Origin of the sequence: Roseovarius confluentis, from assembly GCF_002917925.1 — a bacterium.
Lineage (GTDB): Bacteria > Pseudomonadota > Alphaproteobacteria > Rhodobacterales > Rhodobacteraceae > Roseovarius > Roseovarius confluentis.
Genome location: NZ_PPFE01000006.1, coordinates 87,108 through 113,188 on the forward strand (window position 1 = coordinate 87,108; position 26,081 = coordinate 113,188).

At 65.0% G+C, this 26,081-nt stretch carries 26 protein-coding genes; 13 read left to right on the top strand and 13 right to left on the bottom strand.

The features are described 5' to 3' along the window. Nucleotides 1-80: 80 nt before the first annotated feature. Nucleotides 81-1,022 (bottom strand): ABC transporter substrate-binding protein, encoded by a 942-nt coding sequence (locus C2I35_RS14425; RefSeq protein ID WP_425442926.1) that lies wholly within the window; start codon nt 1,020-1,022, stop codon nt 81-83. A 203-nt stretch (nt 1,023-1,225) separates the two neighbouring features. On the opposite strand from C2I35_RS14425, the gene C2I35_RS14430 reads away from it, so the two are divergent. Beyond that, entirely contained in the window at nt 1,226-2,155 is a 930-nt protein-coding gene (locus C2I35_RS14430; RefSeq protein ID WP_103763771.1) for a LysR substrate-binding domain-containing protein, read from the top strand. 84 nt (nt 2,156-2,239) lie between these two features. Here C2I35_RS14430 and C2I35_RS14435 read toward each other — a convergent pair whose 3' ends face one another. Both C2I35_RS14435 and C2I35_RS14440 read right to left on the bottom strand, forming a co-directional pair. After that, complete coding sequence (locus tag C2I35_RS14435; protein WP_170067218.1) at nt 2,240-2,812, bottom strand: GNAT family N-acetyltransferase; 573 nt, start codon at nt 2,810-2,812, stop codon at nt 2,240-2,242. Nucleotides 2,813-2,947: 135 nt separating this feature from the next. Continuing rightward, entirely contained in the window at nt 2,948-3,874 is a 927-nt protein-coding gene (locus C2I35_RS14440) for a histone deacetylase family protein (protein ID WP_103763773.1), read from the bottom strand. 181 nt (nt 3,875-4,055) lie between these two features. Here C2I35_RS14440 and C2I35_RS14445 point away from each other — a divergent pair, with 181 nt between their 5' ends. The 8 genes from C2I35_RS14445 (at nt 4,056) to C2I35_RS14480 (ending at nt 11,914) form a co-directional block, all read left to right on the top strand. Then, a complete protein-coding gene (locus C2I35_RS14445; protein ID WP_103763879.1) occupies nt 4,056-5,465 on the top strand; it encodes a mechanosensitive ion channel family protein in 1,410 nt (469 codons plus the stop codon). A gap of 33 nt (nt 5,466-5,498) precedes the next feature. Continuing rightward, a complete protein-coding gene (locus C2I35_RS14450; protein WP_103763774.1) occupies nt 5,499-6,167 on the top strand; it encodes an FAD-binding oxidoreductase in 669 nt (222 codons plus the stop codon). A gap of 229 nt (nt 6,168-6,396) precedes the next feature. Further along, nucleotides 6,397-6,768: a ribosome silencing factor gene (gene rsfS / locus C2I35_RS14455; RefSeq protein WP_245890497.1), complete on the top strand. Its 372-nt coding sequence runs from the start codon at nt 6,397-6,399 to the stop codon at nt 6,766-6,768. Next, nucleotides 6,769-7,239 (top strand): 23S rRNA (pseudouridine(1915)-N(3))-methyltransferase RlmH, encoded by a 471-nt coding sequence (rlmH, locus tag C2I35_RS14460; RefSeq protein ID WP_103763776.1) that lies wholly within the window; start codon nt 6,769-6,771, stop codon nt 7,237-7,239. Nucleotides 7,240-7,394: 155 nt separating this feature from the next. After that, a complete protein-coding gene (gene gpmI / locus C2I35_RS14465; protein ID WP_103763777.1) occupies nt 7,395-8,912 on the top strand; it encodes a 2,3-bisphosphoglycerate-independent phosphoglycerate mutase in 1,518 nt (505 codons plus the stop codon). Beyond that, a complete protein-coding gene (locus tag C2I35_RS14470) occupies nt 8,909-10,036 on the top strand; it encodes a murein hydrolase activator EnvC family protein (RefSeq protein ID WP_103763778.1) in 1,128 nt (375 codons plus the stop codon). Before gpmI ends, C2I35_RS14470 begins: the two co-directional genes overlap by 4 nt. Nucleotides 10,037-10,044: 8 nt before the next feature. Continuing rightward, nucleotides 10,045-11,391, top strand: coding sequence for a S41 family peptidase (locus C2I35_RS14475; protein ID WP_103763880.1), 1,347 nt, complete (start codon nt 10,045-10,047; stop codon nt 11,389-11,391). Nucleotides 11,392-11,458: 67 nt separating this feature from the next. Beyond that, nucleotides 11,459-11,914, top strand: coding sequence for a GNAT family N-acetyltransferase (locus C2I35_RS14480; protein WP_103763779.1), 456 nt, complete (start codon nt 11,459-11,461; stop codon nt 11,912-11,914). 37 nt (nt 11,915-11,951) lie between these two features. Here the strand turns inward: C2I35_RS14480 and C2I35_RS14485 are convergent, their stop codons facing one another. From C2I35_RS14485 to C2I35_RS14525, 8 genes are all read right to left on the bottom strand, one after another. Further along, nucleotides 11,952-13,085, bottom strand: coding sequence for an aminotransferase class I/II-fold pyridoxal phosphate-dependent enzyme (locus tag C2I35_RS14485; protein ID WP_103763780.1), 1,134 nt, complete (start codon nt 13,083-13,085; stop codon nt 11,952-11,954). A 16-nt stretch (nt 13,086-13,101) separates the two neighbouring features. After that, nucleotides 13,102-13,446, bottom strand: a complete 345-nt coding sequence (locus tag C2I35_RS14490; RefSeq protein ID WP_103763781.1) for a DUF2794 domain-containing protein — start codon at nt 13,444-13,446, stop codon at nt 13,102-13,104. 254 nt (nt 13,447-13,700) lie between these two features. Then, nucleotides 13,701-14,411, bottom strand: coding sequence for an SDR family oxidoreductase (locus tag C2I35_RS14495; RefSeq protein ID WP_103763782.1), 711 nt, complete (start codon nt 14,409-14,411; stop codon nt 13,701-13,703). Beyond that, nucleotides 14,408-15,943, bottom strand: a complete 1,536-nt coding sequence (locus tag C2I35_RS14500; protein WP_103763783.1) for an AAA family ATPase — start codon at nt 15,941-15,943, stop codon at nt 14,408-14,410. The genes C2I35_RS14495 and C2I35_RS14500 overlap by 4 nt, the downstream gene beginning before the upstream one ends. A gap of 122 nt (nt 15,944-16,065) precedes the next feature. Beyond that, the gene (locus C2I35_RS14505) at nt 16,066-16,701 is read right to left on the bottom strand and encodes an acyl-homoserine-lactone synthase (RefSeq protein ID WP_103763784.1); all 636 of its coding nucleotides are present in this window, start codon (nt 16,699-16,701) and stop codon (nt 16,066-16,068) included. A 95-nt stretch (nt 16,702-16,796) separates the two neighbouring features. After that, complete coding sequence (locus C2I35_RS14510; RefSeq protein WP_103763785.1) at nt 16,797-17,522, bottom strand: helix-turn-helix transcriptional regulator; 726 nt, start codon at nt 17,520-17,522, stop codon at nt 16,797-16,799. Nucleotides 17,523-17,904: 382 nt separating this feature from the next. Further along, entirely contained in the window at nt 17,905-19,197 is a 1,293-nt protein-coding gene (gene ccrA, locus C2I35_RS14520; RefSeq protein ID WP_103763881.1) for a crotonyl-CoA carboxylase/reductase, read from the bottom strand. Between the two features lie 133 nt (nt 19,198-19,330). Further along, complete coding sequence (locus C2I35_RS14525; protein WP_103763882.1) at nt 19,331-20,707, bottom strand: 1-acyl-sn-glycerol-3-phosphate acyltransferase; 1,377 nt, start codon at nt 20,705-20,707, stop codon at nt 19,331-19,333. A gap of 425 nt (nt 20,708-21,132) precedes the next feature. On the opposite strand from C2I35_RS14525, the gene C2I35_RS14530 reads away from it, so the two are divergent. Together C2I35_RS14530 and C2I35_RS14535 are read left to right on the top strand one after the other, a co-directional pair. Next, on the top strand, nt 21,133-23,112 hold the full coding sequence (locus tag C2I35_RS14530) for a protein meaA (protein WP_103763787.1): 1,980 nt from the start codon (nt 21,133-21,135) through the stop codon (nt 23,110-23,112). Then, complete coding sequence (locus C2I35_RS14535) at nt 23,109-23,495, top strand: nuclear transport factor 2 family protein (RefSeq protein WP_103763788.1); 387 nt, start codon at nt 23,109-23,111, stop codon at nt 23,493-23,495. Before C2I35_RS14530 ends, C2I35_RS14535 begins: the two co-directional genes overlap by 4 nt. 75 nt (nt 23,496-23,570) lie before the next feature. Here C2I35_RS14535 and C2I35_RS14540 read toward each other — a convergent pair whose 3' ends face one another. Further along, the gene (locus tag C2I35_RS14540; protein WP_103763789.1) at nt 23,571-24,107 is read right to left on the bottom strand and encodes a DUF4168 domain-containing protein; all 537 of its coding nucleotides are present in this window, start codon (nt 24,105-24,107) and stop codon (nt 23,571-23,573) included. A 148-nt stretch (nt 24,108-24,255) separates the two neighbouring features. Between C2I35_RS14540 and C2I35_RS14545 the strand changes: the two genes are divergently transcribed. Next, entirely contained in the window at nt 24,256-24,696 is a 441-nt protein-coding gene (locus C2I35_RS14545; protein ID WP_103763790.1) for a GNAT family N-acetyltransferase, read from the top strand. Nucleotides 24,697-24,711: 15 nt separating this feature from the next. On the opposite strand, the gene C2I35_RS14550 is transcribed toward C2I35_RS14545, so the two are convergent. After that, complete coding sequence (locus C2I35_RS14550; protein ID WP_170067219.1) at nt 24,712-25,239, bottom strand: DUF4329 domain-containing protein; 528 nt, start codon at nt 25,237-25,239, stop codon at nt 24,712-24,714. A 73-nt stretch (nt 25,240-25,312) separates the two neighbouring features. Here C2I35_RS14550 and deoD point away from each other — a divergent pair, with 73 nt between their 5' ends. After that, nucleotides 25,313-26,017 carry a purine-nucleoside phosphorylase gene (gene deoD, locus C2I35_RS14555; protein WP_103763791.1) on the top strand — a complete coding sequence of 235 codons (705 nt, stop codon included), beginning with the start codon at nt 25,313-25,315 and terminating at the stop codon, nt 26,015-26,017. Nucleotides 26,018-26,081: the final 64 nt, after the last annotated feature.

The window sequence follows — 26,081 nt, forward strand, 5'->3', positions numbered from 1 at the left end:
GTCCTTGATGAAACGCCGGCGGTACGAGCCGCCGGCAAGGCCCTGCCCGGTGCGTCACCGGACAGGGAAAGGCGAAGAGATCAGGTGTCGCCGCCGGGCAGCCAGCCCTTCCAGACGTCCTCGTTGTCTTCCAGCCAGATCTCGGCGGCTTCCTCGGGCTCGTAATCCTCGACATCCACCAGCTTGGCCATTTCGGCGATCTGCGCGTTGGTGAAGGAGATCTTGGTGAGCACCTCGTAGGCATTTGGCCATTTTTCCTCCATGCCGTCCCAAGCGGCCTTTTTCAGGTAGCCGTCGGCGGGGTTGCCGCAATCGTAGAGCGCGTCGGGGTTCGGGCCGACCGCAGGATCGGTGTCGCAGCCGTCTTCCCAGGCCGGGAACTCGACGAATTCACCGGGCCAGACGGCCTCGGCAAAGTTGGGGGTCCAGTTGAAGACCAGGATCGGTGTCTTGTCTTCCTCGGCGGAGGCGATATGCGCCCAGAGCGCCGCGGCGGAGCCCGCGTTTTTCACGACATAGTTCAGGTCCAGCGCCTCGGCCCGTTCCTTGCCGTGCTTGAGCCAGTCGACCGGACCGTCGAGGAACAGGCCCTTGTCGCCGGTTTCGGGCGTGGCGAACAGCTCGGCACAGTCGTTCAGCGCCTTCCAGTCGGGCAGGCCCGGGCAGGCGTCCTTGGTCCACATCGGGCACCACCAATCCTCGCGCGTGACGGCGTCGTGATCGCCCGCGTCATGCAGGCCGCCCTTTTCCAGCGCCTCGCGGAAGGACGCGCCGAAGGCACCTTCCCAGACTTCCAGTTCCAGCGTCACGTCGCCCAGGCGGACCGATTCGTACACGGCCTGGCTGTCGGTGGTGACGAATTCGACGTTGTTGCCCATTTCCTCGTAGATCTGGCCCACGACGTGGCTCATCACGATCTGGCTGGACCAGTTGTGAATCGGGATGACGATCGGTTCGGAACTGTCCTCGGCGGCGAAACCGGCCGATGCGGAGGCCAGCGCGACGGCTGCCACGGACATCATTGAATGGATTTTCATGTTAACTCCCAGTCGGTTGCATGGGCCTGATTCTGAGTGCCGGCCCTTTGTTGGAGTGGGAAGTATCGCGCAGGTGCGACAAAATTCTGATTATAAACTTTTTGTGCCATGCCTCTAAAAATGTTTGGCAATGAGAGGTGGGCGTGGCTAGGCTCGGGTCATTGTCCCGAGTTTGAGGAGTGAGAAGGATGCTGCGCAATCGCGCCGTGTTGCCGCGCCTTGAGTACCTGCTGGCCTTCGAGGTGGCAGCGGACCTGGAAAGCTTTGCCGCGGCGGGCAAGGAACTGAACGTCTCGGAAACCGCCATCAGCCGCAAGATCCGGCTGCTGGAGCAGCATTACCAATGCGCGCTCTTCGTGCGGGGGCACCGCTCGGTGCAGCTGACGGATATGGGGCGCAAGCTGCTTTCGGGGATCACGCCGGCGCTGAAGACGCTGGTGCGGGTGTCCGAGGACATGTGCGCGGACCTCGAGAAAAGCACGGTGCGACTGGCGGCGACCAACTCGGTCTCGTCGCTGTGGCTGATGCCGCGGCTGCGGGCCTTTCACGAGGCGAATTGCAACATCACCATCGCACTCACGTCATCGGACGTGGACGAAGAGTGCCTGGCCGAGGGCATGGACCTTGCGATCCTGCGCGGCGAGGGCGACTGGCCCGGGTTCGAGGCGACGCAGCTTTTCGGCGAGACGGTGTTTCCGGTCTGTGCGCCGGGCTACCTGCAGGGGCAGGCGCGGATCGACAGTATCGAGGCGCTGCGCCAGCACGACCTGATCGAGGTCAGCAACAACCACACCGAATGGCTGAACTGGCGCACCTGGCTGGACCGGAAAGGCGCGGACCCGGACTCGGTGCGCCCGTCGGCGTCGGTCAATACCTATCCGCTGGCGATCCAGGCGGCGCGGGATGGCCTGGGCGTCGCGCTGGGCTGGGGGCATCTGGTGGATCACCACCTGCAATCAGGCGACCTGATCCGGCCCATGGGGGGCGAGCATGTGCGCACGCGCTCGGGCTATTACCTGTTGCGACGGCAGGGGGTCGAGCCGCGCAACGAAAGCGCCATCGTGGCGCATTGGCTGCTGCAGGAAAGTGCCGCACGCCAGAGATACGCGGCGGAGTGAAACACGGGGCGTATTGCAGATTATTCTGCGAATAATCTGCGCCCCAGAAAATTCGTACGAATTTTCTGGGGCTGTACCCATTTCTCAGAAAGGCGGACGCAGGACCGCGTGCAGGTAGGTGCGGGTTTCGCCCATCATCTCTTCGGCCAGCGACAGGGCCGTGGGCCAGGGCGGGTCGAGCGTGGCCTCGACCTCGCCGATATCGAAGGTCAGCGTGGCCTCGTGCCGGCGGGCCAGGCGCTGCATCCGCTCGTTCTCGGGCAGGCACATCATGTAAAGTGAGCGCACGCCCCGGTTTTGCGCCGCGGCCAGCATTCGCACGAAGAGCGCGTCGCCAATGCCCTCGTGCTGCCAGTCGGGGTCGACGCTGAGCGCGATCTCGGCCCGCACCGGCCAACTGTTCAGCAACATCCGCAGCTCGCCCACGCCGTGCAGATCCCCATCGACGAAGGCGCCGTGAACGACACTGTCGAGGCTCAGGATGGAGTCGGCGTAGTCGGTGACGTAGTCTTCGGTCACACTGGCGCCGAAGCGCAGGCGCCGCATTTCCGGGTCGAGCCGGGCAAAATGGGCCAGCAAAGCAGCCTTGTCCGCCGGCCAGAGACGGCGAATGTCCGGTCTTATCAGGATCTTGTCACGATTGATATCGGCATTCATGGTCATGGACTCCTTGGCGCGGGCCATTCCGCGCAGAGGTGCCCTCCCTGACGCCAAGATAATGCCGCAGCGCGGCATTTTCCATGAGTTTTCGATGAAACGGTTAACTTACGTTACGGCAGGGCGCCGTCCCGCTCAGCCACCGGCGCGGATCAGCTCATCCAGATGCACCGCCCCGCTGGCGGCCAGCGCGCGCAGATCATAGCCGCCTTCGAGGCTTGAGACCACGCGCCCGTCGCACTGCTCCGCCGCTATTTCGCACAGGCGGCGGGTGACCCAGGCGAAATCGTCCTCGCGCAGGTTCAGGTTGGCCAGCGGGTCGTCGGCATGGGCATCGAACCCCGCCGAGATCAGGATCAGTTCCGGCTTGAACTCTTCCAGCCGGGGAAAGACCTGGCCTTCGTATTCCTGCCGGAACCCCTGCCCGGCCGTGCCCGGTGCCAGCGGCACGTTCAGCACGTTGTTGTGATCGCCGGTTTCGTGCGCCCCGCCCGAGCCGGGCCAGAGCGGCATCTGGTGGGATGAGATGAAAAGCGCGCGCGCCTCACCGCGGAGAAGGTCCTGCGAGCCGTTGCCGTGATGCACGTCGAAATCCACCACCGCGACGCGGGACAATCCGTGCCGTTCCAGCGCGTGTTTCGCGGCAATCGCCACCGTGCCAAAGAGGCAAAAACCCATCGGCGTCGCCGTCTCGGCGTGGTGGCCCGGCGGGCGCATGGCGACGAAGGCATTGCCGACCTCGCCCGCCATCACCTTGTCCACGGCCAGCATCGCGCCGCCCACGGCCCGCGACGCGCAGTTATACGACCCGGGGGACAGCCAGGTGTCGCCATCCAGCTGGTTGAACCCCTGCGCCGGGATCGCCTCGCGGATCATCGTCACGTAATCCTGCGGATGACACAGCGTCAGGTCGGCGTCCTCGGCCAGCGGCGCCTCGGCGCGCACAACGTCCTTGCCCTCGAGCGCGGGCCACAGGTGTTCCAGCCGTGCCACGCGTTCAGGATGACCGTCGGGCGTAACGTGGTTCAGGCCATCCTCGTGGGTGACTAGTAGGGTGGACATGGGCGCGGCTCCTCCTGTGCAATGCCTTGTCACGGCGGCGAAGGGTCGCCACCGCGCAGGTGCCACAACTTAAAGACCATGCGCCGACTGTCCAGCGCGACTTGTCCACAAGCAGCGGGCGTGTAAACTTGAGCTTATGGAAGAGGATGCCACAAGCGCCCCGACCGGCGAGGAGGCCGGGATGAGCTCGCCCGCCGAGGCGACGCCGGACGTTGCCAACGACGCGATCGAGCAGGCGCAGACCATCGCCATCGGGCTGTGGGAACAGGCGCAACTGTTCATCGTCGGACTGCTGAGGCCCTGGAGCCTTTACCAGGTCGGCATCATTCTGGGACTGTGGGTTGCCGCGACGATCCTGGCACGTGTCTTCGGCCCGCATTTGCACAACTGGATGCGCACGCGCGAAGGCTGGCCCAAGTGGCGCATGCGCTTTCTGGTGATGATGCACAGGCGGCTGCGGCTGATCTTCATGGTTCTGCTGATCTGGCCGGTCTACTGGGTCATGCAGGAGATGACCTGGCCCAGCCGGTCCTACCTGATCGGCGTGATGGCGAGCCTTGCCACGGCGTGGCTGTTCATTGCGATCATCACGCGCCTGATCGGCAACGCCTTTCTGCGCGGCATGGTGCGCTATGCCGCCTGGACATGGGTCACCCTGTCGATCATCGGGCTGACCGACGAGACGATCCAGGTTCTGGACAGTGCGGCGGTCAACGTGGGCGAGATGCGCCTGTCGGTCTGGCTGGTGCTTCAGGCCATCGCGATGATCGCGCTCCTGATGTTCCTGGCGCGGTTCGTCTCGACCACCTCGGCCTCGCGCATCCGGTCGAACAAGGACATCTCGCCGTCGATGCAGGTGCTGGCGGTGAAGGTCATCCAGATCCTGCTCTACGGTGCGGCGTTCTTCATCGGGCTGCGGGCCGTCGGGGTGGACCTGACCGGCCTCGCGGTGCTGTCGGGTGCGATCGGTGTCGGTCTTGGTTTTGGCCTGCAGAAGGTGGTGTCGAACCTTGTGTCAGGGGTGATCATCCTGCTGGACAAGTCGATCAAGCCGGGTGACGTGATCAGCCTGGGCGAGACCTTCGGCTGGATCAATTCGCTGGGCGCCCGCTATATCTCGATCACCACGCGGGACGGCAAGGAGTACCTCATTCCGAACGAGGACCTGATCACCGGCCAGGTGGTCAACTGGTCGCATTCCAACGAATTCGTGCGGCTGGATATCTATTTCGGCACCGCCTATGGCGATGACCCGCACCTGGTGCGCAAGGTGGCCATCGACGCCGCCAAGGCGGTGGAGCGCGTGCTGGCCTTCAAGGCGCCGGTCTGCCACATCGTGGGCTTCGGCGACAGCAGCGTGGATTACATCCTGCGCTTCTGGATCAGCGACCCGACCGCGGGCCTGACGAACATCCGCGGCAATGTCTACCTGGCGCTGTGGGACGCATTCCAGGAACACGGCATTTCCATTCCCTTCCCGCAGCGCGAGGTCACCGTGCTGGAAGGCTCGGAGCTGGGTACGCGGACGCTGGACCGGGGCGACCCGGGCAAAGCGCCGCAGGGCGGGGCGGCAGAGGAACACGGCCCCTGATCGCGGCGTTGGCTGGCGAAAAGGAGTATTCGCATGGCCCATACACTGACCCTGCAATCACAGGAGAGCGTCACCCACGACACGCATCGCTACGTGTTCGACCGTCCCGAAGGCTTTGATTTCAAGCCCGGGCAGGCCGCCGAACTGGCGATTTGCCGCGACGGCTGGAAGGACGAGGGGCGTCCTTTCACCTTCACCTCGCTGCCCGCGGACAAACACCTGGAGTTCACGATCAAGAGCTATCCGTCGCATGACGGCGTGACCGAGCAGTTGCCCGGGCTGAAGCCGGGCGAGGAGGTCACGCTGGACGGTCCCTTTGGTGCGATCACCGACGAAGGTGCGGGCCTGTTCCTGGCCGCGGGCGCCGGGGTCACGCCCTTCATCGCGATCCTGCGCAAGCGGGCGAAAGAGGGCGACCTGGACGGCTGCCAGTTGATCTTTTCCAACGAGACCGAGGGCGACATCATCCTGCGCGAGGAATGGGCGCGGATGCAGGGCCTGAAGGTCGATCATGTCCTGTCCGAGGAAGACGTGCCGGACCTGCATTACGGCAAGGTCGACAAGACGTTCCTCGAACGCCACGCGAAGCTGTCCGGGCAGGTCTATATCTGCGGGCCGCAAGGCTATGTCGACGCGATGCGCGACGCGGTGAAGGCACTGGGCGTTCCGGGCGACCGCATTCATACCGAGGACGGCTGGTAAGCGGTCTTTCCGGTGCGGTCAGACACAGGCCGCGCCGGAATAGCGGCGCTTTTCGAGGCAGCAGCGGACAAGAGCCGCCGATTGGCGAAAGCCTTCATTGAATTGTGACAGACGGGTTGCTATTTTGGAACCATGCCCGGCACCGGGGCGGATCGGTGCGTAGTAGAAGGAGGACAATGTCCTGTCTCTTACAATCGACGCGGCCCCTGCCGCTGAACGGGGCGCAGCCTTGAGCGCGTCCGACATGGCGACAAGCAGTGACGCACAGCTTGCGCGCATCCTTTCCGCACTCGAAGAAGACAAGGCCGAAGAGATCGTGCAGATCGACCTTCGCGGCAAATCCGCGATCGGCGATTACATGATCATCTGCTCGGGCCGGTCCTCGCGCCAGGTGACGGCCATTGCCGAAAAGCTTTCGGAGCGGCTGAAATCCGAGATGGGCGTGCTGACCAAGGTCGAGGGCAAGGACGCGGGCGACTGGGTGCTGATCGACACGGGCGACGTGATCGTCCATGTGTTCCGCCCCGAAGTGCGCGAGTTCTACCAGCTTGAGAAGATGTGGCTGCAAGGCCACGAGGCTACCCAGGCCGCCAAGAGCTGAATGCGTGTCCATATCTGCGCGGTGGGCCGGATGAAACCCGGCCCGGAACGTGCTTTGCTCGACGATTACATGTCCCGCTTCGACCGGACCGGGCGCGCCCTTGGGCTTGGCCCGGCGCAGATGCACGAGGTCGAGGACCGCAAGGGCGGCGGGATGGACGCCGAGGCGCAATTGCTTGACCGCGCCTTGCCCAAGGGGGCCGTCATCGTGGCACTGGACGAGCGTGGCAAGCTGCTCTCTTCCCCCGACTTTTCCGACAAGCTGGCCGGCTGGCGCGACACGGGGCGCGGCGACGTGGCCTTCGTGATCGGCGGCGCCGACGGGATCGCGCCCGCGCTGCGGGACCGGGCGGAGTTCAGGCTTTCCTTCGGCAAGATGGTCTGGCCACACATGCTGGCCCGCGTGATGCTGTCCGAACAGCTTTACCGCGCCGCCTCGATCCTGGCAGGCGCGCCCTATCATCGGGCGTGATCCGACGGAGTGGCTGCGCCACGCTGTGTTGGTTCGATGAGGGGCGCTGCCCCTCAAACTCCCCGGGATATTTCCGGGCAGAGGAAGCGGGCAAGAAAGCGGTTCACGACCCGGTTCAGACGGGTTAGAAGCGGCCAAGGATTCAGGAGGCAGGATTGAGCGCGCCAAGACCGGTAGTTCTGTGTATTCTCGACGGTTGGGGGCTGAGCGAGGAGCGGGAGGCGAACGCGCCCGCGCTGGCCGCGACGCCGCATTTCGACCGGCTGATGGAAACCTGTCCGAATGCCACGCTGATCACGCATGGCCATGATGTCGGCCTGCCCGAGGGGCAGATGGGCAATTCCGAGGTCGGGCACCTGAATATCGGGGCCGGTCGCGTGATCGAAATGGATCTGCGGCGCATCGACCGTGCGATCGAGACCGGCACCTTCGGTGTGCTGCCCGGCTTCGTTCGTTTTGCCGACAAGGTCGAGGCCGCGGGCGGTACCGCGCACCTGCTGGGCGTGCTGTCGGATGGCGGCGTGCACAGCCATATCGGGCACATGATCGCCGCCGCCAACGCGCTGACCGCGCGCGGCGTGCCGGTCGCCATTCACGCCTTTACCGACGGGCGCGACGTGGCACCGACCTCGGCCAAGGTGTATCTCGAAGCCCTGCGCGCGGCGCTGCCCATGGGCGCTGTCATCGCCACCGTTTCGGGCCGGTATTACGCGATGGACCGCGACAATCGCTGGGACCGTGTGCAACTGGCCTACGAGGCGCTGGCACGTGGCGAAGGCTACACCGCCGAGACCGCCGCAACCGGCATCGACGACGCCTATGCCAAGGGCCGTACCGACGAGTTCATCAAGCCGCGCGTGCTGGGCGATTACCAGGGCATGAAGGACGGCGACGGCCTTTTGTGCCTGAACTTCCGCGCCGACCGGGCGCGCGAGATCCTGGCCGCCTTCGCCGACCCGGAGTTCGACGATTTCGAGACCGGCCAGCGCCCGGCCTTTTCGGCCGTGAGCGGGTTTACCGAGTATTCGCGCCGCCACAGCGCCTACATGGATTCCATCTTTCCCGACGAGCAGCCGGTCAACACGCTGAGCGCGTGGCTGGCACAGCATGGCAAGCGACAGTTCCACACCGCCGAGACCGAGAAATACCCGCACGTCACCTTCTTCCTGGCCGGCGGGCGCGAGACGCCCGAGGACGGCGAGGCGCGGTACATGGCCGCCTCGCCCAAGGTGGCCACATATGACCTGCAACCCGAGATGTCGGCGGAGGAGGTGACCGATCACCTGGTGGATGCCATTGCCGAAGGGTATGATTTCATCGTGGTGAACTACGCCAATCCCGACATGGTCGGCCACACCGGCGATCTGGGCGCCGCGATCCGCGCCTGCGAAGCGGTCGATGCGGGGCTGGGCCGTGTGCTGGAGGCGCTGGACGATGCGGGCGGCGCCATCATCGTCACCGCCGATCACGGCAACTGCGAAACCATGGTGGACCCGGTGACCGGCGGCCCGCATACCGCGCACACCACCAATCCGGTGCCGGTGATCCTCAAGGGTGGGCCCGAGGGCGCGCGCCTGCGCGACGGGCGGCTGGCCGATCTCGCGCCGACGGTGCTGGAGCTGATGGAGCTGCCGCAACCGGACGAGATGACCGGCAAGAGCCTGCTGAAATGATCCGCGCGGCGCTTCTTTCACTGGCACTTGTCGCCGCCGCGCCCGCCACGGCACAGGACCCCGGCGCCGAGGCGCGGGCCGCGTCGGACCGCCTGAACCGCGCCGCCGCCTTGATGGAAGCGGCCGAGGGCGCGGCCAACCGCGTGAAGGCGCTGACCGAGGTGGTGGGCGCCTACGAGGACGGGCTCGAAGCGATGCGCGAGGGCCTGCGCCGCGCCGCCATCCAGGAGGAGACCCTGACGCGCCGCCTGCAATCGCGCGAGGACGAGATCGCCAGCCTGCTGGGCGTGTTGCAGAGCATGGCGCAGTCAGAGGGGCCGGTTCTGCTGTTGCATCCCTCCGGCCCGATCGGCACGGCGCGGTCCGGCATGATCATATCCGACGTGACACCGGCGCTGGAAACCCGCGCCGCCGCGCTGCGGGCGGAACTGGAGGAAGTCACCGTTCTGCGCACCCTGCAGGAAAGCGCGCTCGATACCCTGCGCGACGGGCTGAAGGGCGCACAGGACGCCCGCACCGCGCTGAGCCAGGCGATTGCCGACCGCACCGACCTGCCCCGCCGCTTTACCGAGGATCCGGTCAGGACCGCGCTGCTGGTGGCCTCGACCGAAACGCTGGAGGGGTTTGCCAGCGGGCTGAGCCAGATCGCGGTGGACGAAGTGGCCGGATCGCTGCCCGGGATCGACGCGCGCAAGGGCAGCCTGCGCCTGCCGGTCGAGGGCCGCATCCTGCGCCGCGCCGGAGAGGCCGACGCCGCCGGGATCGTCCGGCCCGGCATCGTCATGGCCACCCGGCCCCGCGCGCTGGTGACGACGCCCGTGCCCGCCACGCTGCGCTATCGCGGGGAACTTCTCGATTACGGCAACGTGGTGATCCTCGAGCCTCAGGCGGGCCTTTTGCTTGTCATCGCGGGGCTCGACGTGGTCTACGGTGACATCGGCGAGGTTCTACCGGGAAACAGCCCTGTCGGGATGATGGGCGGCGACGGGCGTGACACTAACGCGCTGTTGATCGAGAATGGCAAAGATGCGGGTGCGTCCCGAACCCAAACACTTTATATAGAAGTGCGAGAAGACAACGAACCCGTCGATCCGGAGACCTGGTTCCAGACAAGCGAAGGATGAGCAACCCGATGAAGAAGTTTCTGATCGCCGCCCTCGTCGGCAGCCTGGCCGGCGCCGTGGTGACGACGCAAGTCGCGGCACCCCTGCTGGCGCAGGAAGCGGCCAAGACCACGAATGTCTACGAACAGCTTGATCTCTTTGGCGATATTTTCGAGCGCATCCGCTCGCAATATGTCGAGGAAGTGGACGAAAGCGAGCTGATCGAGGCGGCCATCAACGGCATGCTGACCTCGCTCGACCCGCATTCCAGCTACCTCAGCCCCGATGATGCCGCCGACATGCGCGTCCAGACCCGCGGCGAGTTCGGCGGGCTTGGCATCGAGGTGACCCAGGAAGACGGATTCGTGAAGGTGGTGTCACCCATCGACGGCACCCCGGCGGAAACCGCCGGTATCGAGGCCGGCGATTTCATCACGCATGTGGACAGCGAAAGCGTGCTGGGCCTGACCCTGGACGAAGCCGTGGAAATGATGCGCGGCCCGGTGGGCAGCGAGATCGTGATTACCGTGGTGCGCGAGGGCGAGGCGGAACCGTTCGACGTGTCCATCGTGCGCGACACGATCAAGCTGACCGCCGTGCGGGTGCGGACCGAGCAGCAGAGCGTCGTTCTGCGGGTCACCACCTTCAACGATCAGACCTTCCGCAACCTTGAAAGCGGGCTGGCCGAACAGATCGAGGAAGCCGGCGGCATCGACAATATCAGCGGCATCGTTCTGGACCTGCGCAACAACCCCGGCGGCCTGCTGAACCAGGCGATCCAGGTATCGGACGCGTTCCTGGAGAAGGGCGAGATCGTCAGCACCCGTGGCCGCGCGCCCGAGGATGGCGAGCGGTTCAATGCCAAACCGGGCGATCTGGCCGAGGGCAAGCCCATCGTGGTGCTGATCAACGGCGGTTCGGCCTCGGCGTCGGAAATCGTTGCCGGCGCGCTGCAGGACCATCGCCGCGCCATCGTCGTCGGCACCAAGAGCTTCGGCAAGGGCTCGGTTCAGACCGTGATGCCCCTGCGCGGCGACGGCGCGATGCGCCTGACCACGGCGCGGTACTACACGCCGTCGGGCCGCTCGATCCAAGCGCTCGGCGTCAGTCCGGACATCGTGGTGGAACAGCCCCGCCGTGCCGAGGAGACCGAAGAGGAAGAAGAGGATGGCGCGGCCAACCGCTTCGACCGCTCCGAGGCCGATTTGCGCGGGCGGCTGGACAATGACAGCCTGAGCGAGGACGAGGTCCGCCAGATCGAGGAAGACCGCGAGAAGGCCGAGGAAGCCGCCAAGCTGCGCGAGGAAGACTACCAGCTGGCCTATGCCATCGACATCCTCAAGGGCCTGACGGCGCTGGGTCCGCAATACGAGTGAGCCGGTTGGGCATGACTTTGATGAACGGGCGGGATGGTTCCCGCCCGTTTTTGGTATATACTGCATCATGCCTGAATTGCGCCGCCCTTCCTCGCGAGACCTCGACGACCTGACGGTGCTTTGTCTGCGGTCCAAGGCCTATTGGGGGTATGACTCGGAGTTCCTGGCCGCCTGCGTTCCCGTCCTGACGCTGACCGCGGCGGATTTGCAGGGCACTTCGACGATCACCGAGGTCGAGGGTGGAACACTTCTGGGCATGGTACAGGTTTCGAACAGGCGAGAAGGCTGTTACCTGCAAAAGCTCTTCGTCGACCCCGCGCATATGGGTAAGGGCACGGGGCGGCGGCTGTTCACATGGGCGGTCCAAAAGGCCCGCGACATGGGGGCCACGGAAATGATCATCGAGTCGGATCCCGGCGCGGTGCCGTTCTTTTCCGCCATGGGCTGCCGCGCGGCAGGCAACGCCCCGTCCGAGGCGATGCCGGACCGGATGCTGCCACGCCTGGTGTACGATTTGCGGTAGGCCCCACAAAATTCGTACGAACTTTGTGGGGCGCCGATCAGCCGGTGCGCGCCAGGTGCGCCTCCATCGCCGCCAGCCCGGCGTCCAGCCCGCGCCGCCCGAACCCAAGCCGGAAGCGGTCGGTGGGCGTCGACCCAAGGTCGGAGCGGTAGATCGTGCTGGGCAACAGCAGAACGCCCGCCTCTTCCACCAGCTTGCGGGCGAATTCCTCGACGCCGTCGGCACCCAGATACCGCGGAAAGCCCATGCAGGCACCATCGGGCCGCTGCCACTCGAAGAGGTCGGGATGGCGGGCAAAGAAGGCATCCCATTTCGGCAGGTTTTCATCCACGATGGCGCAGTTGCGCGTAAGGATGGCGTCGCGGTTCTTCAAGGCGATCAGCGCCAGCCGCTCGCTGGGGCCGGAATTGCAGATCGACAGGTAGTGCTTCATCCGCTCCATCTTGGAAAGCACGTCGCGGTCTTGGCACGCGATCCACCCCACCCGCAGCCCCGGCAGGCCATAGGATTTCGACATCACGCCCAGCGACAGCCCGCGTTCGTAGACATCTGCGATGAAGGGCAGATGCTGGGCGTCCGAGGGGCCAAGACCGTTGAAAATCTCGTCATGCAAAATCCAGATGCCGTGGTGGCGGCAAAGCTCGATCAGCGCCTCGTACCGGTCATGCGGCAGGATCGCGCCCGTGGGATTGTGCGGAAAGTTGATCGTCAGCAGGCGGGTATTGGGGCGGATCGCATCGCGCACCCGGTCGATATCCAGCGACCAGTTGTCGTCGGGGTCGAGCGGCACGCCCGTCGCTTCGCAGATCGCCAGGGCGAGGCTTTCGTGCGACTGGTAGTTGGGCGTCACCACGATGGCGTGACTGTCCTTATCCAGCAGCACATTGTTGGCCGCGAAAATGCCTTCGCTGGCCCCCGCAAAACAGAGCACTTCGTCGGCGGACCGCCCCGCGTAGGTCGCCGCGATGGCCGCGCGCAGGTCGGGCGCGCCGAAGGTCTCGGTATAGCCCAGCCACATCTGCTCGAAACCGTCCCGGTCTTCGGGGCTGGCCATGGCCAGAAGCTCTGGAAGGGACATGCTCTCGGCGTCCGAGGCGGTCATGTGGTGGCGGGCCTTGAACTCCCACTTGGCGAAATGGGTTTCCAGCCGGAAATCGGGCAGGGTCGTCATGGGGTGTCCTGTAAGCTCAATCCACCGCGCGGATAAGCTTGCGCTCCAGCACGCGCAAGACCGTGCGCAGATCATGGCCGCGTTTCAGCACCTGCCCGTCCATGCCGATCACCGCGTACTGCCCCTGCCGTGCGCGCAGCTTGGGGCGTTTCTCGATCCGGTAGAGCGGGTTTTCGGCGGTGCGCCGAAAGACCGAGAAGATCGCCACGTCGCGCAGGCTGGAAATCCCGTAGTCGCGCCATTCGCCCGCAGCCACCATGCGGCCATAGACCGACAGGATCGCGGCAAGCTCGGTGCGGTGGAAGGCCACCTGTTGCGCGCTGCCTTGCGGCGGGAACGGAGAGGTGGGTTGGAATGTCATGCCACCAGAGTTGCGGTAAAAGGGTGGCGAGGCAAGGAATTTGTGACGGGGCGGGGTGTGACGGCTGTGCGGTGCCGCTGTCATCCCGGAGGTGAGCCGGGGTCTTGGGGGGCGAGAGATCCTCGGGTCCGGCCCGAGGATAACGGCGCACGGGAAAGGCCGGACGCGCGGCGTCGAACTGCAAGAACCATGTCATCCCGAACCCGATCCGGGATCTCGCGGGGCGATAGGCCCTCGATCAACAAGGTGGCCCCCTAACCCCGGCCGATGTAGGGCATCTTCGTCGCCATCACCGTCATGAACTGCACGTTCGCCTCGGGCGGCATCTCGGCCATGTGCAACACCGACCGCGCCGCGTTGTCCACGTCCATCGTGTGCATTTCGGGGTTGGCCTGTTTCAGCCCGGCCACAAGCTCGCTTTCGGCATTGCCGATGTCGATCTGCCCGCAGGCGATGTCGAAGGGCCGGCCATCCAGCGACAGTGAGCGGGTCATGCCGGTGATCGCGTGTTTCGACGTGGTGTAGCAGATCGAGCCGGGTCGCGGCACATAGGCCGACAGCGAGCCGTTGTTGATGATCCGCCCGCCCTGCGGGTCCTGCGCGCGCATCGCTGCAAAGGCCAGCCTTGCCGTGATGAACATGCCGCGCAGGTTGACGGCGATGACCTCGTCGAACTCTTCGACGGTCACCGCATCCGGCGTTGTCGAAGGGCCGAACGTGCCGGCGTTGTTGAACACCGCATCCAGACGCCCGGCTTCTCCCAGAAATGCCTCGAAGGCGCGTTCCATGGCCTGCGCATCGGTCACGTCTGCTGGCAGAACCACCGCCTCGCGCCCCTGCGCCAGTTCGTTCAGCCGGTCGGCGCGGCGGGCCACCAGCCCCACGCGCCACCCGGCGTCCAGGAACGCCTCCGCCGTCGCACGGCCAATGCCGGAGCTGGCGCCGGTGATCAGGATGGATTTCATAGCTCTGTCTCTGCCTCCATTTCCAGTTCCAGCGGCGCGGGCGCCGCCCGCAGGTCGTCGATGCGCAGGGCGCCGGTGGGTTTCGACAGCCGGTTGCGCACCACCCAGTGCAGACGCTCCTCCGCGCGGGTGATGGCGACGTAGGCCAGCCGTTTCCACAAGGGCTGCCCCGCCTCGGTGCGGCCCATGCGGGCGGCGGCGTAGATGTCGGGGGCAAAGACCTGCACGTCGGGCCATTGGCTGCCCTGCGCCTTGTGGATCGTCACCGCCGCGCCATGCAGAAACGTGGCGCCCATGCGGGCGGCGAAGGGGATGAAGGGCTCTTCCTCGTCCGGCTTCTCGATCTTGACGATGCTGGCGGCACTGACGCGCGGGTCCTCGGCGCCCATGACGTGCAGCCGGGAAAAGCCCGGCTTGCGGCCCGCGCCCAGATAGATCACCTGCGCTCCCTTGATCAGGCCCCGCGCCTCGAGGTCCAGCCGTTTCTTGCGGTGCTTGAGCGGCAGTTCCAGCCCGTCGCAAATGAGCGGTTCCCCTTCCAGCAACTCGGTCTCGGGCGCGCCATGCACGGCGCGGAAGGCGTTGATCAGGCGGATGCGGGTGGCGTTGCGCCAGACAAGGACGGGCGAGCGCGCCATCAGGTCCACCTCGACCCTTTGCGCCCATTGCACGCGGTCGTCCTGCGCCGCCTTCTGTTCGACCAGCCGCTCGAAATCCTGAAACCCGACCTCGGGGTCGCCCAAGGCGTGCGCCAGGTCGAGGATCGGGTTGTCGGCGTCCTGCCGGTGGATGCGGTTCAGCGTCAGCTTGGCGGGCGCGGGCAGCCCGTCGAAGACCATCGAGCCGGACTGGTTCACGGGGGCAAGCTGCGCGGGATCGCCGAAAAGCAGCAGCGTCGGAAAGATCTCCTGCAGGTCCTCGTACTGCTTTTCATCCAGCATCGAGGCCTCGTCGATGAAGCCTATATCCAAAGGCTCCTCGCGGCGCTTCCAGCCGGTGATGAAATCACTGCCGCGCAGCCCCGCGGCGGCCAGCGCGCCGGGGATGGACTTGTGCGTGCCATAGAACAGCCGCGCACGTTCCAGCGCCTCCTCGGTCAGGCCCTCGATCTCGGGCTTCTCGCCGTTGCCGGCCAGCCACTCGGCGATGCGCTCGTATTCGGGATCGTAAACCGGGGTATAAAGGATACGGTGAATGGTGGTGGCGGGCACGCCGCGCATTCGCAATACGCTGGCGGCCTTGTTGGTGGGGGCAAGGATGGCCAGCGTGCGCCGATCCTTGCGGCGGCGGCCTTCCCAGTCGCCCGAGACCACGTCGACGCCGGCCTCTTCCAGCGCGCGGTAGAGTGCGGCCAGCAGCAGGGTCTTGCCCGATCCGGCCTTGCCGACAACGGCCATCACGCCGGACTTTCCTTCGCGCGGCGGGGTCAGCATCCCCTCGTCAAGGTCCACGCCAGCCTCGCGCAGCGCGGCGGCGATGCGGTCATGGGCCTCGGCCTGGTCGTCAGAGTATGTAAGCGCGGTCTGGGACATGGCGCGACCCTACAGCCGCGCCTTGGCCTGCACCAGCGCGGGGGCCGATTTCTTGCAAGAAATCGGATCGGAAAATTGCAATTTTCCGGCCCGGAATTTTCGAAAATTCCGGTGCGCCCCGCTCAGGCCGATTGTGCGAAAGGCTGGCGCTCGTCACCGAAGCTGCGGCGGAACCATTGCTCGCTCAGTTGCGGGGTGACACCGGCGCGGCGGGCCACTTGGGCGCGGGCGGCGTCGGTGAACTCCCACAGGCCCACGCTGATCCGGTCGCGGCCTGCGCCCATGCTGCCCAGCACCTCGGGCGACGAGCCGATCGTGCGATAGATCCGCACCATCCGCGCGTCGAACACGCCGGCGAAATGCTGCACCCCGAAGTGGCGCATCAACTCGCCGCCGCCCAGCATCAGCGCAGCGGCGACCCGGCTTTCGGCGCCGCGCGCCAGGCAGAACCGCGTGCATTCCCAGATATGCGGGCTTTGGATCGTACTGCCGCCAAGGATATCGGTGAAATGCTCGTTGATCATCGTCCGCCCGGTGGTGGGCAGGAACCGCATCGAGCCCTTGTGGCGCCCGTCAGACCCTTCCCAGATCACGTAGAGCGGGTTGAGGTCGTCATATTGATCCCGCTCCAACCCCTTGTCATCGACCGCCACGTCCCAGCCGAGCCGGGTCTTGAACTGGTCGGCCCGGTCGCGGAACATACCGTCGGCCAGCTTGGTGAAACGGTGAAGTTGGTCGGCGTAAACATAGCGTAGCATGGTCGAATTCCCCTCTGTCAGTACGACAAGAGGAAAATTCTCGCCAAATCTTTAAACGCCTGTAGGAGCACCGCGCGTTGCGCACACCGGCAAGGTCAGATCACGATCAAACCCTGGCTGATGGCGCGGGCGACCGCGTGAACCGTGTTGATCGCCCCCAGCTTGAACCGCGCGGATTCGATATAGACCCGCAGCGTGTGTTCGGAAATCGACAGCGTGTCGGCCACCTGCGCCCGGCCATAGCCCAGCGCCAGCAGCGTCAGCGCATCGACCTCGCGCGGGGAAAGCTGGCGGGCGGGCGCGGGCGCGCGGTCAGGCTCGAATTCCAGCGCCTTCTGGTTGAAGGTATGCGCGCACAGGATCAACTCCCGACGATGCGCCTCGGTGAATTCCGCCCAGGCGTCGTCGTCACATCGGTGGTTCACGGTGAAGAGCGCGAATTGCCCGTTCGGTCCCCGCAACGGGATCGAGTAGCCCTGGTTGCCCAGGCCGTGATCCTGCGCTTCCTTGAGGAAAGCTTGCGCGGGCTTGCCGGACCAGTCCAACCGCTTCCACTCGACGGGGTGAAACCGCTGGTAACAGCCCTTTATGACCGGATCGACGCGCAGGTAATCCTTTTCGACATAGCGCTCGACCCAGGCCGGATCATAAGTGCCGCACCCATACTGGTCGCCCGCGGCGCTGACCCAGTGATAGACAAGATGATCGATCCGGAAGTGATCGCGCAGGCGCATGGCGACCTGCTGAAGGTCCGCCGGTTCGCGGGCATGTTCAAGATCTTCGAGAATCGGTTCGAGCCGCCGTGGCGGTTGCACGTTCATACCCAGTCATTCCCTCCCGCGGCGACGTCCCCTTCGACGTCAGTTCCGCCGCCGCGACGAGTCTCGTGTCGTCGATCTGTTCGGCAAGAACCCCAAGGCCATTTTGCCGAGCGAAGGTTCTGAGATCCGCCAGGACATCCAGTATCCACTCGTTCTGCATAATAGCCTCCTTCGGGAGTAGTTAACGAAAGGTTAACTCAACCTTAGCATGTTGAACTTTTTCGCCGAATTCGCGCTTTTTCCCTCCCCGAATGTAGCGAGGTCACGATCTTCAAGCGCCTGGAATCGTTAACTCCGCTTCCGGGGCAGAAAAAAGCCTGCGAACCGGGGCACCGATTCGCAGGCCAGATGCGGGCCGAACCGGCCCGTCAGGGAGAAATCGTTAACCTTTCTTGCCGGCGTCCAGCACGTCCTCGACCGTGCGCAGACCCGTCCGCGGGGATTGCACCAGCACCGCCATGTTGCCCGGCTTGTGCTCGTTGCGCAGCATCTTCATGTGCGCGCCCGGGATCTCGTCCCAGGGGAAGACCTCGGACATGCAGGGGTCGATACGGCGCTCGACCACCAGCTGGTTGGCCGACGAGGCCTGTTGCAGGTGGGCAAAGTGGCTGCCCTGCAGGCGCTTCTGGTGCATCCACATGTACCGCACGTCGAACGTACAGTTGAACCCGGTCGTGCCGGCGCAGATCACGACCATGCCGCCCTTCTTGCAGACCAGGGTCGAGACCGGAAAGGTCGCCTGGCCGGGGTGCTCGAACACCACGTCGACATTGTTGCCCTTGCCGGTGATGTCCCAGATCGCCTTGCCGAACTTGCGCGCCTCGGTAAACCATTCCTTGTATTCGGGGCTGTTCACCTTGGGCAGTTCGCCCCAGCAATTGAAATCCTTGCGGTTGATGACGCCCTTGGCCCCCAGCGACATGACGAAATCGCGCTTGTCCTCATCCGAGATCACGCCGATCGCGTTGGCGCCCACGGTGTTGGCCAACTGGATCGCGAAGGACCCCAGGCCCCCCGAAGCGCCCCATACAAGCACGTTCTGACCGGGCTTCAGCTCGTGCGGGTGGTGGCCGAAAAGCATCCGGTAGGCGGTGGCCAGCGTCAGCGTGTAGCAGGCGCTTTCCTCCCAACTCAGGTGCTTGGGGCGCGGCATCAGCTGTTGCGCCTGCACGTTGGTGAACTGCGCGAAGGAGCCGTCGGGCGTCTCGTAGCCCCAGATCCGCTGCGTGGGCGAGAACATCGGGTCGCCGCCGTTGCAGTGGATGTCGTTGCCGTCGTCCTGGTTGCAGTGGATCACGACCTCGTCGCCCACTTTCCAGTTCTTCACCTTGTCGCCCACGGCCCACACGACACCCGAGGCGTCGGAGCCCGCGATGTGGTAATCCGCGCCATGCCCGTCAAAGGGGCTGATCGGCTCGCCCAGACCGGCCCAGATGCCGTTGTAGTTCACGCCCGCGGCCATCACCAGCACCAGCACCTCGTTGCTGTCCAGCGTCGGCGTGTCCACCACCTCGACCTGGAAGGACTTGTCGGGCTCGCCATGCCGCTCTCGCCGAATGGCCCAGGCGTACATCTGCTTGGGCACGTACCCCAGGGGCGGCAGTTCGCCGATCTCGTAGAGGTCTTTCTCGGGCGCGTCGTAGGGCGCAATTCCGGTTTCGGTGTCCAGAGCCATCGGGGCCTCCTTCATATGCGTTTGCCGCGATGCAGAATCGCGCCTGTCCGCACTGAAATAACTTTCATCGCGCAACAATGCAATGCCGACTTGTGTATTTTTGAAATTTTATAACCCAGCAGGTGCAGAAAGATCAGAGTTTTTGCGCCGCATCTGCGAAAAACTGTCGGATGGAATTGGCGTAATAGACCAGCAGGTCGCACTCTTCGGGGACGATCTCGATACCCTGCGCGGTGTCGCGGACGAGCCCCCTCTTGCGCAGGATGCGCAGCCCCGCCTCGAGCGAATAGCCAAGATCCTCGCGCGGGATATGAATATGCGCCTGGCCCAGGCTGTCGGTCATCCTGGCCAGCACCTCTTTCAGCTCCGCCTCGGGCAGCGGCGTTCCGGCCTCCAGCAGGGCGTGGGCGACCATCGGCACCGGCAGCACCGGCACCTCTTCCCCGATCCGCGCCATAAGGCGCTCGCCCAGGGTTTCGACCGGGGCATCGGGGTGTTCGCGCTGAAACGCCGACAGGGACACCGGCGCGCCGAAACTGACCGCGGCATAGCCGTGGCGGTGATAGCGCCGCGTGATCCACAGCCAGAACTGCTTCAGAACGAAGCCCCCCACCACGCTGATCCGCGCGCCGAAGCGGCGCTTGCCCGCCTTGTTCGCGGCCACCAGGATGCGGTCCTCGAACACCCGGTCATAATTCACGGCGACCGGCACGAAGACCACGTCGCGCCCGTCCGGCTCGCGTTCCTCGATGATGTATTTCAGGATGCCCAGCTTGGGCCTGGCCAGCGCCCCGTCAAGGCTCAGCCCGCCCTCGGGGAAGACCGCCTGAGTCACCCCGCCATCCGTCGCCATGCCGACATAGCGCGCCAGTACCCGGCGATAGAGCGCATTGAGCGACCGGCGCCGGATGAAATAGGCGCCCATCGTCCGGATCAGCCGGCTGAGCGGCCAGACCCGCGCCCACTCGCCCACGGCATAGCTGAGCGCCGACTGCTCGGCGGCCAGCCACGTGACCAGCACGTAATCCATGTTCGACCGATGGTTCATCACGAAGATCACGGTGGCGTCGGGGTTGATCTTGCCGATCCCCTCTTCGTCGAACCGGCCCATGCGCACGCGGTAAAGCGCCGTGCTCAAGAACTTGGCCAGCCGGATCGCAATGCCGAAATAGGCGGTCGCGGAAAAGCTGGGCACGATCTCCCGCGCATACCTCTTGGCCTTCTCGAAGGCGACGTTCTCGGGGATGCCGTTTTCGTGCGCGTGTTCGGCGATGGCCTTGCTGACCTCGGGGTCGTAGATCAGCCGCTGGATCATGTCATAGCGGCGCGCCAGCTTGAACGGCTCGATCTTGCGTTCCAGCCGCTGGTTCAGGCGGTTCACCACCCGCTCCATCCGGCGGCGGAAAAACCAGCGCACCGAGGGGAACAGGAAATGCGAGGCAAAGGTGACCGCCGCAAACAGCAGGATCAGCACCAGCAGCCAGATGGGAAGTTCAACCGTTTGCGTCATCCAGCGCACCATGCCAGCCCGCGTGAGGGGGTACAAAGGAAAACGCCGCAAGCCGCGCGATCGCCAGACCGCGGGCTGGCGAACCATCGTTGGTTCATGGCACTTTATGGTTGCCGCGTCCGACTAACCTCCGACCGAAGCGCGAACGTCACCCAATCGCCAGCCCGTCCGGGCGGCCCCCCTTTCGGCGATTGCAGCAATCGCCTTTCGGTCAGCGGCCGATCGCGCGGCGGCCTTCGGCCTTGATTCCGCGCGGTATAAGATGACCGACACCGTTGAATACTCGAAAAGGTACGGCGATTTGGTCATGGAAACCCTTCCCGCCCCGAATTGCCGCAACGCAGCGAATTGACAGCGTCACATAATTCCGAATAGTTTGCCCCTGTTGAAAGAAAGTTGCGCAAACCGATTCAAGAGGCCGCCTGATGTCGCAGATGCAGAATGACACCCCCAAGGATCGTCCGTGGTTGATCCGCACCTATGCCGGCCACTCCACCGCCAAGGCCTCGAACGCGCTCTATCGCGGCAACCTCGCCAAGGGGCAGACGGGCCTCAGCGTGGCGTTCGACCTGCCCACCCAGACGGGCTATGACAGCGATCACGTCCTCAGCAAGGGCGAGGTCGGCAAGGTTGGCGTGCCGGTCTGTCACCTGGGCGACATGCGCACGCTTTTCGACCAGATCCCGCTGGATCAGATGAACACCTCGATGACGATCAACGCCACCGCGCCGTGGCTTCTGGCGCTCTATATCGCCGTGGCCGAGGAACAGGGCGCGGATGTCAGCGCCCTGCAAGGCACGGTGCAGAACGACCTGATCAAGGAATACCTCAGCCGCGGCACCTATATCTGCCCGCCCAAGCCCAGCCTCAAGATGATCGGGGACGTGGCCGAATACTGCTACACCCATATCCCCAAGTGGAACCCGATGAACGTGTGTTCCTATCACCTGCAGGAGGCCGGCGCGACACCGCAGCAGGAGCTGGCCTTTGCGCTGGCCACCGCCTGTGCCGTGCTGGACGAGTTGAAACCGCGCGTGCCCGAGGAGGATTTCCCGGCGCTGGCGGGGCGCATCAGCTTTTTCGTCAACGCGGGCATCCGCTTCGTCACCGAGATGTGCAAGATGCGTGCCTTCGTCGACCTGTGGGACGAGATCCTGCAAACCCGCTATGGCGTCGAGAACCCCAAGTTCCGCCGCTTCCGCTATGGCGTTCAGGTCAACTCGCTGGGCCTGACCGAGCAGCAGCCGGAAAACAACGTCTACCGTATCCTGATCGAAATGCTGGCGGTGACGCTGTCGAAAAAGGCCCGCGCCCGCGCGGTGCAGCTGCCCGCTTGGAACGAGGCGCTTGGCCTGCCCCGCCCGTGGGATCAGCAATGGTCGATGCGGATGCAGCAGATCCTGGCGTATGAGACGGACCTTCTGGAATACGAGGACCTGTTCGATGGCAACCCCGCCGTCGACGCCCGCGTCGAGCAGTTGAAGGAAAGCGCCCGGCAAGAGCTTGAGACGCTGGACAGCATGGGCGGCGCCATCGGGGCGATCGAACACATGAAGGCGCGGCTGGTCGACAGCAACGCCGACCGTCTTGGCCGGATCGAGGCGGGCGAGACGACCGTGGTGGGCGTCAACAAGTTCACCACCTCCGAACCGAGCCCGCTGCAGTCCGAGGATGGCGGCATCATGCGCGTCGACCCGGCGACCGAGGCCGAACAGATCCACCGCCTGAACGCTTGGCGCGAGGAACGCGATGACGACGCCGTGAAAACCGCGCTGGCGGCCCTGCGAGAGGCCGCCTCGAAGAACGAGAACATCATGCCCGCCTCCATCGCGGCGGCCAAGGCGGGTGTCACGACAGGCGAATGGGCCGAACAGATGCGCCAGATCCATGGCCAGTATCGCGGCCCTACCGGCGTCTCCGGCAGCCCGTCGAACCGCACCGAGGGCCTTGACGACATCCGCGACGCGGTCGATGCGGTCAGCGACAAGCTGGGCCGCCGCCTGAAATTCCTGATGGGCAAGCCGGGCCTTGACGGGCATTCCAACGGCGCCGAGCAGATCGCCTTCCGCGCCCGCGACTGCGGCATGGATATCGCGTATGAAGGCATCCGCCTGACGCCCGAGGAAATCGTCACCGCCGCGCTGGACGACGAGGCGCACGTGATCGGCCTGTCGATCCTGTCGGGCAGCCACATGCCGCTGGTCGAGGATCTGCTGAACCGGATGCGAGAGGCGGGGCTGGGCCATGTGCCGCTGATCGTCGGCGGAATCATCCCCGAAGAGGACGCCAAGCGCCTGCTGGAGATGGGCGTGGCGCGGGTCTATACGCCCAAGGATTTCGAGCTGAACACGATCATGATGGATATCGTCACGCTGGCCGATCCCAAGGCTGTCGCGGCGGAATGACCGATCAGACGGATCGCAACAAGGCCAACGCGATGGCCTTTTACGACCTGATGTTCAATCAATGCCGCCCGCGCGACGCCATCGCCCGTTATGCGGGCGACGTCTATATACAGCACAATCCGCATGTCGCCGACGGCAAGGACGCCTTTGTCGACTATTTCGAACGCATGGCACGGGACTATCCGGGCAAGCAGGTGCGCTTTGTCCGCGCCGTGGCGGAGGCCGACCTGGTGGTGCTGCATTGCCACCAGACATGGCCGGGCAGCGACGATTACGCGGGGATGGACATTTTCCGCTTCGACGAGAACGGCAAGATCGTCGAACACTGGGATGTCCTGCAGGTCATCACCGGCCAGTCAGCCAACGATAACGGACTGTTCTGACGCGTCCCGGGGTCGTCCGCGGAGGGATTGAGCGCGACCCCGGAACGCATGCGGCGTGCCGGATGACCGGCGCGCTTACTCGGTGGTCTCTTCTTCGGTATCGGCAGCACCCTCGGCGCCTTCGGTCGCGGCACCGGCATCGTCCGCGTTTTCCTGCGCCGCTTTGCCTTCAGCAGCGGCGGTCTTGAGCTGGGCCATGATCCGGTCGTTGAGTTCCTGATCTTCCTGCGCCGCGATGTCGATCGCCTTGAACTCTGCCGGGGTGATGTCTGCAATCACTTCGATCGAGTTGACGATCGAGTCGTTGGCATAGGCCATCAGCTCGGCGCGCTTCTCGCCATCCGACTCGGCCTCGATCCGGGGCACGAAGTGCTGGGCCACGGTGTTGACCGCCGCCAGCGCCTGCACGAAGGACGCGACTTTCTCGTCGCTCAGCGTATCGTTGCTGATGCCTTCGGCCGGCTCGATCTTTGCCAGCGACTTGGTCGGCTCCTGCTTGGTCGTCTCGGTGGCCGCGCCTTCGGTCTGGGTGTCTTGCGTGGCTTCCTGTGCGAAGCCGGCGGTGCCCAGCGCCAGTGCGGATGCGGTGGCGATTGCGATACGTGAAATCATTATGGTCTCCTCGACGGGATTGTCTTGGTTTGCGGTTGAGTGACACATGGCCAGTCCCCTGCCGTCTTGCAATCCGTTCGGCGAAAAAACGCTGGAATCGGCAGGACGGACGCGACAGACTGCCGAATGCGCCAGAAGGACACGCCGCATGACCCTTTCCATCCGCCCCATCGCCCCCCAGGACGAAGCCGACTGGCGCAGACTCTGGACCGCCTACCTGGAGTTCTACGAAAGCAGCGTCAGCGAGGAGGTCTACCAGACCACCTTCGCCCGGATCTGCGCCCCCGAGGTGACCGACCAGAACGGCCTGCTGGCGCTCGACGGCGAGACGCCGGTGGGGTTGGTGCACTACATCTTTCACCCGCATAACTGGCGGGTCGACAAGACCTGCTATCTACAGGACCTCTACGCCGATCCATCGGTGCGCGGCACCGGCGTGGGCCGAAAGCTGATCGAGGCGGTCTATGCCGCCGCCGATGCCAACGGCACATCTTCGGTCTACTGGATGACGCAGGATTTCAACACACAGGCACGGCAGCTTTACGACCGGATCGGCCAGCTGACTCCGTTCATCAAGTATACCCGCTGATAGGAGGCGTTCCGTTCAGGGAAACTGCGCCGCCTCGCGCCGCATCAACGCGCGCAGGGTATAGGATCGCGCGATCGGCCCTTCCGCTCCCATCACGTGGCGCGGATCGGCGGGGATGCAACCCGGGCCACAGACCTGACGCACCTCCATGCGGCGCGTGTCGAGAAACCACAGCCGCCCGGCGGGCGTGCCGACATAGCCGTTGATGCCTTCGCCCTTGTCAGCGCGGAGGTCGTTGACGGTGGGCACCTCGGACCAGGCGTCCTCGTCATACGCCCCGTGCGTGTGCCAGGACGCCACAACGCGCAACCTCTCGGGCCAACTGGGCTGGCAATAGTTCAGGTACCCGCGCCGGGGCCGCGTCGTGGCCAGCTGGCCCGAGGCGGTATAGCCGATATAGCCGCAATATTCCCGGTTCTCGGCCACCGACCGGGCCTGCGCCTGCGACAGAACATGCCTTGCGACGCCGATCTCGTCCGCGGTCTGCGCGGGCGCGGCGGCGGGCGCCGTCCCCAGCAGGGCCAGTAGCGCAATGATCCGCATCGGCGTGTGTCCTCTCTTGCAGCAGCGGGTCCAGACGTTACCGTAACGCGATCGAGCAACAGAGGGGAGCCCCATGACAATCCATATCGGCGCCGCACCCGGCGACATTGCCGAAACCGTCCTGATGCCCGGCGACCCGATGCGCGCCAAGTGGGCCGCCGAGCGGTTCCTCGATGCGCCGCGCCAGGTCAACGCGGTGCGCGGGATGCTGGGCTTTACCGGCACGTGGCGCGGGCATCCGGTGACGATCCACGGCAGCGGGATGGGCATGGCGAGCCTGTCGATCTATGCCAACGAGCTGTTGCGCGACTTTGGGGCAAGGACGCTGATCCGCATCGGCTCCACCGGCGCGATGCAGCCGCATGTGGGCCTGCGCGACGTGATAATCGCCATGACCGCCAGCAGCGTCGGCACGCCCTCCTCGACCATCTTCCGCGAACTGAATTATGCCCCCTGCGCCGATTGGGGCCTGTTGCGGGCCGCCGTTGCCGCGACCGAGGCGCGGGGCGTGCCGCATCATGTGGGGGGGATCTATTCGTCCGACACGTTCTATGACGAGCGGCCCGACCTCAACGAGCAGATGACCCGCCACGGCATCCTCGCCGTCGAAATGGAGACCGCCGAGATGTACACGCTGGCCGCACGGCACGGCGCGCGGGCGCTGTCGGTGCTGACCGTGTCCGACCATCTGCAAACCGGCGAGACCCTGCCCAGCGAGGACCGCGAGGCCAGCTTCGGCGACATGGTGGACATCGCGCTGGAGGCCGCGTTTGCGTAGGGTGCGTTTTCAACGCACCTTTCCCGGGCTGGACACCTGGCATGGGCGCGTGGTGCGTTGAAAA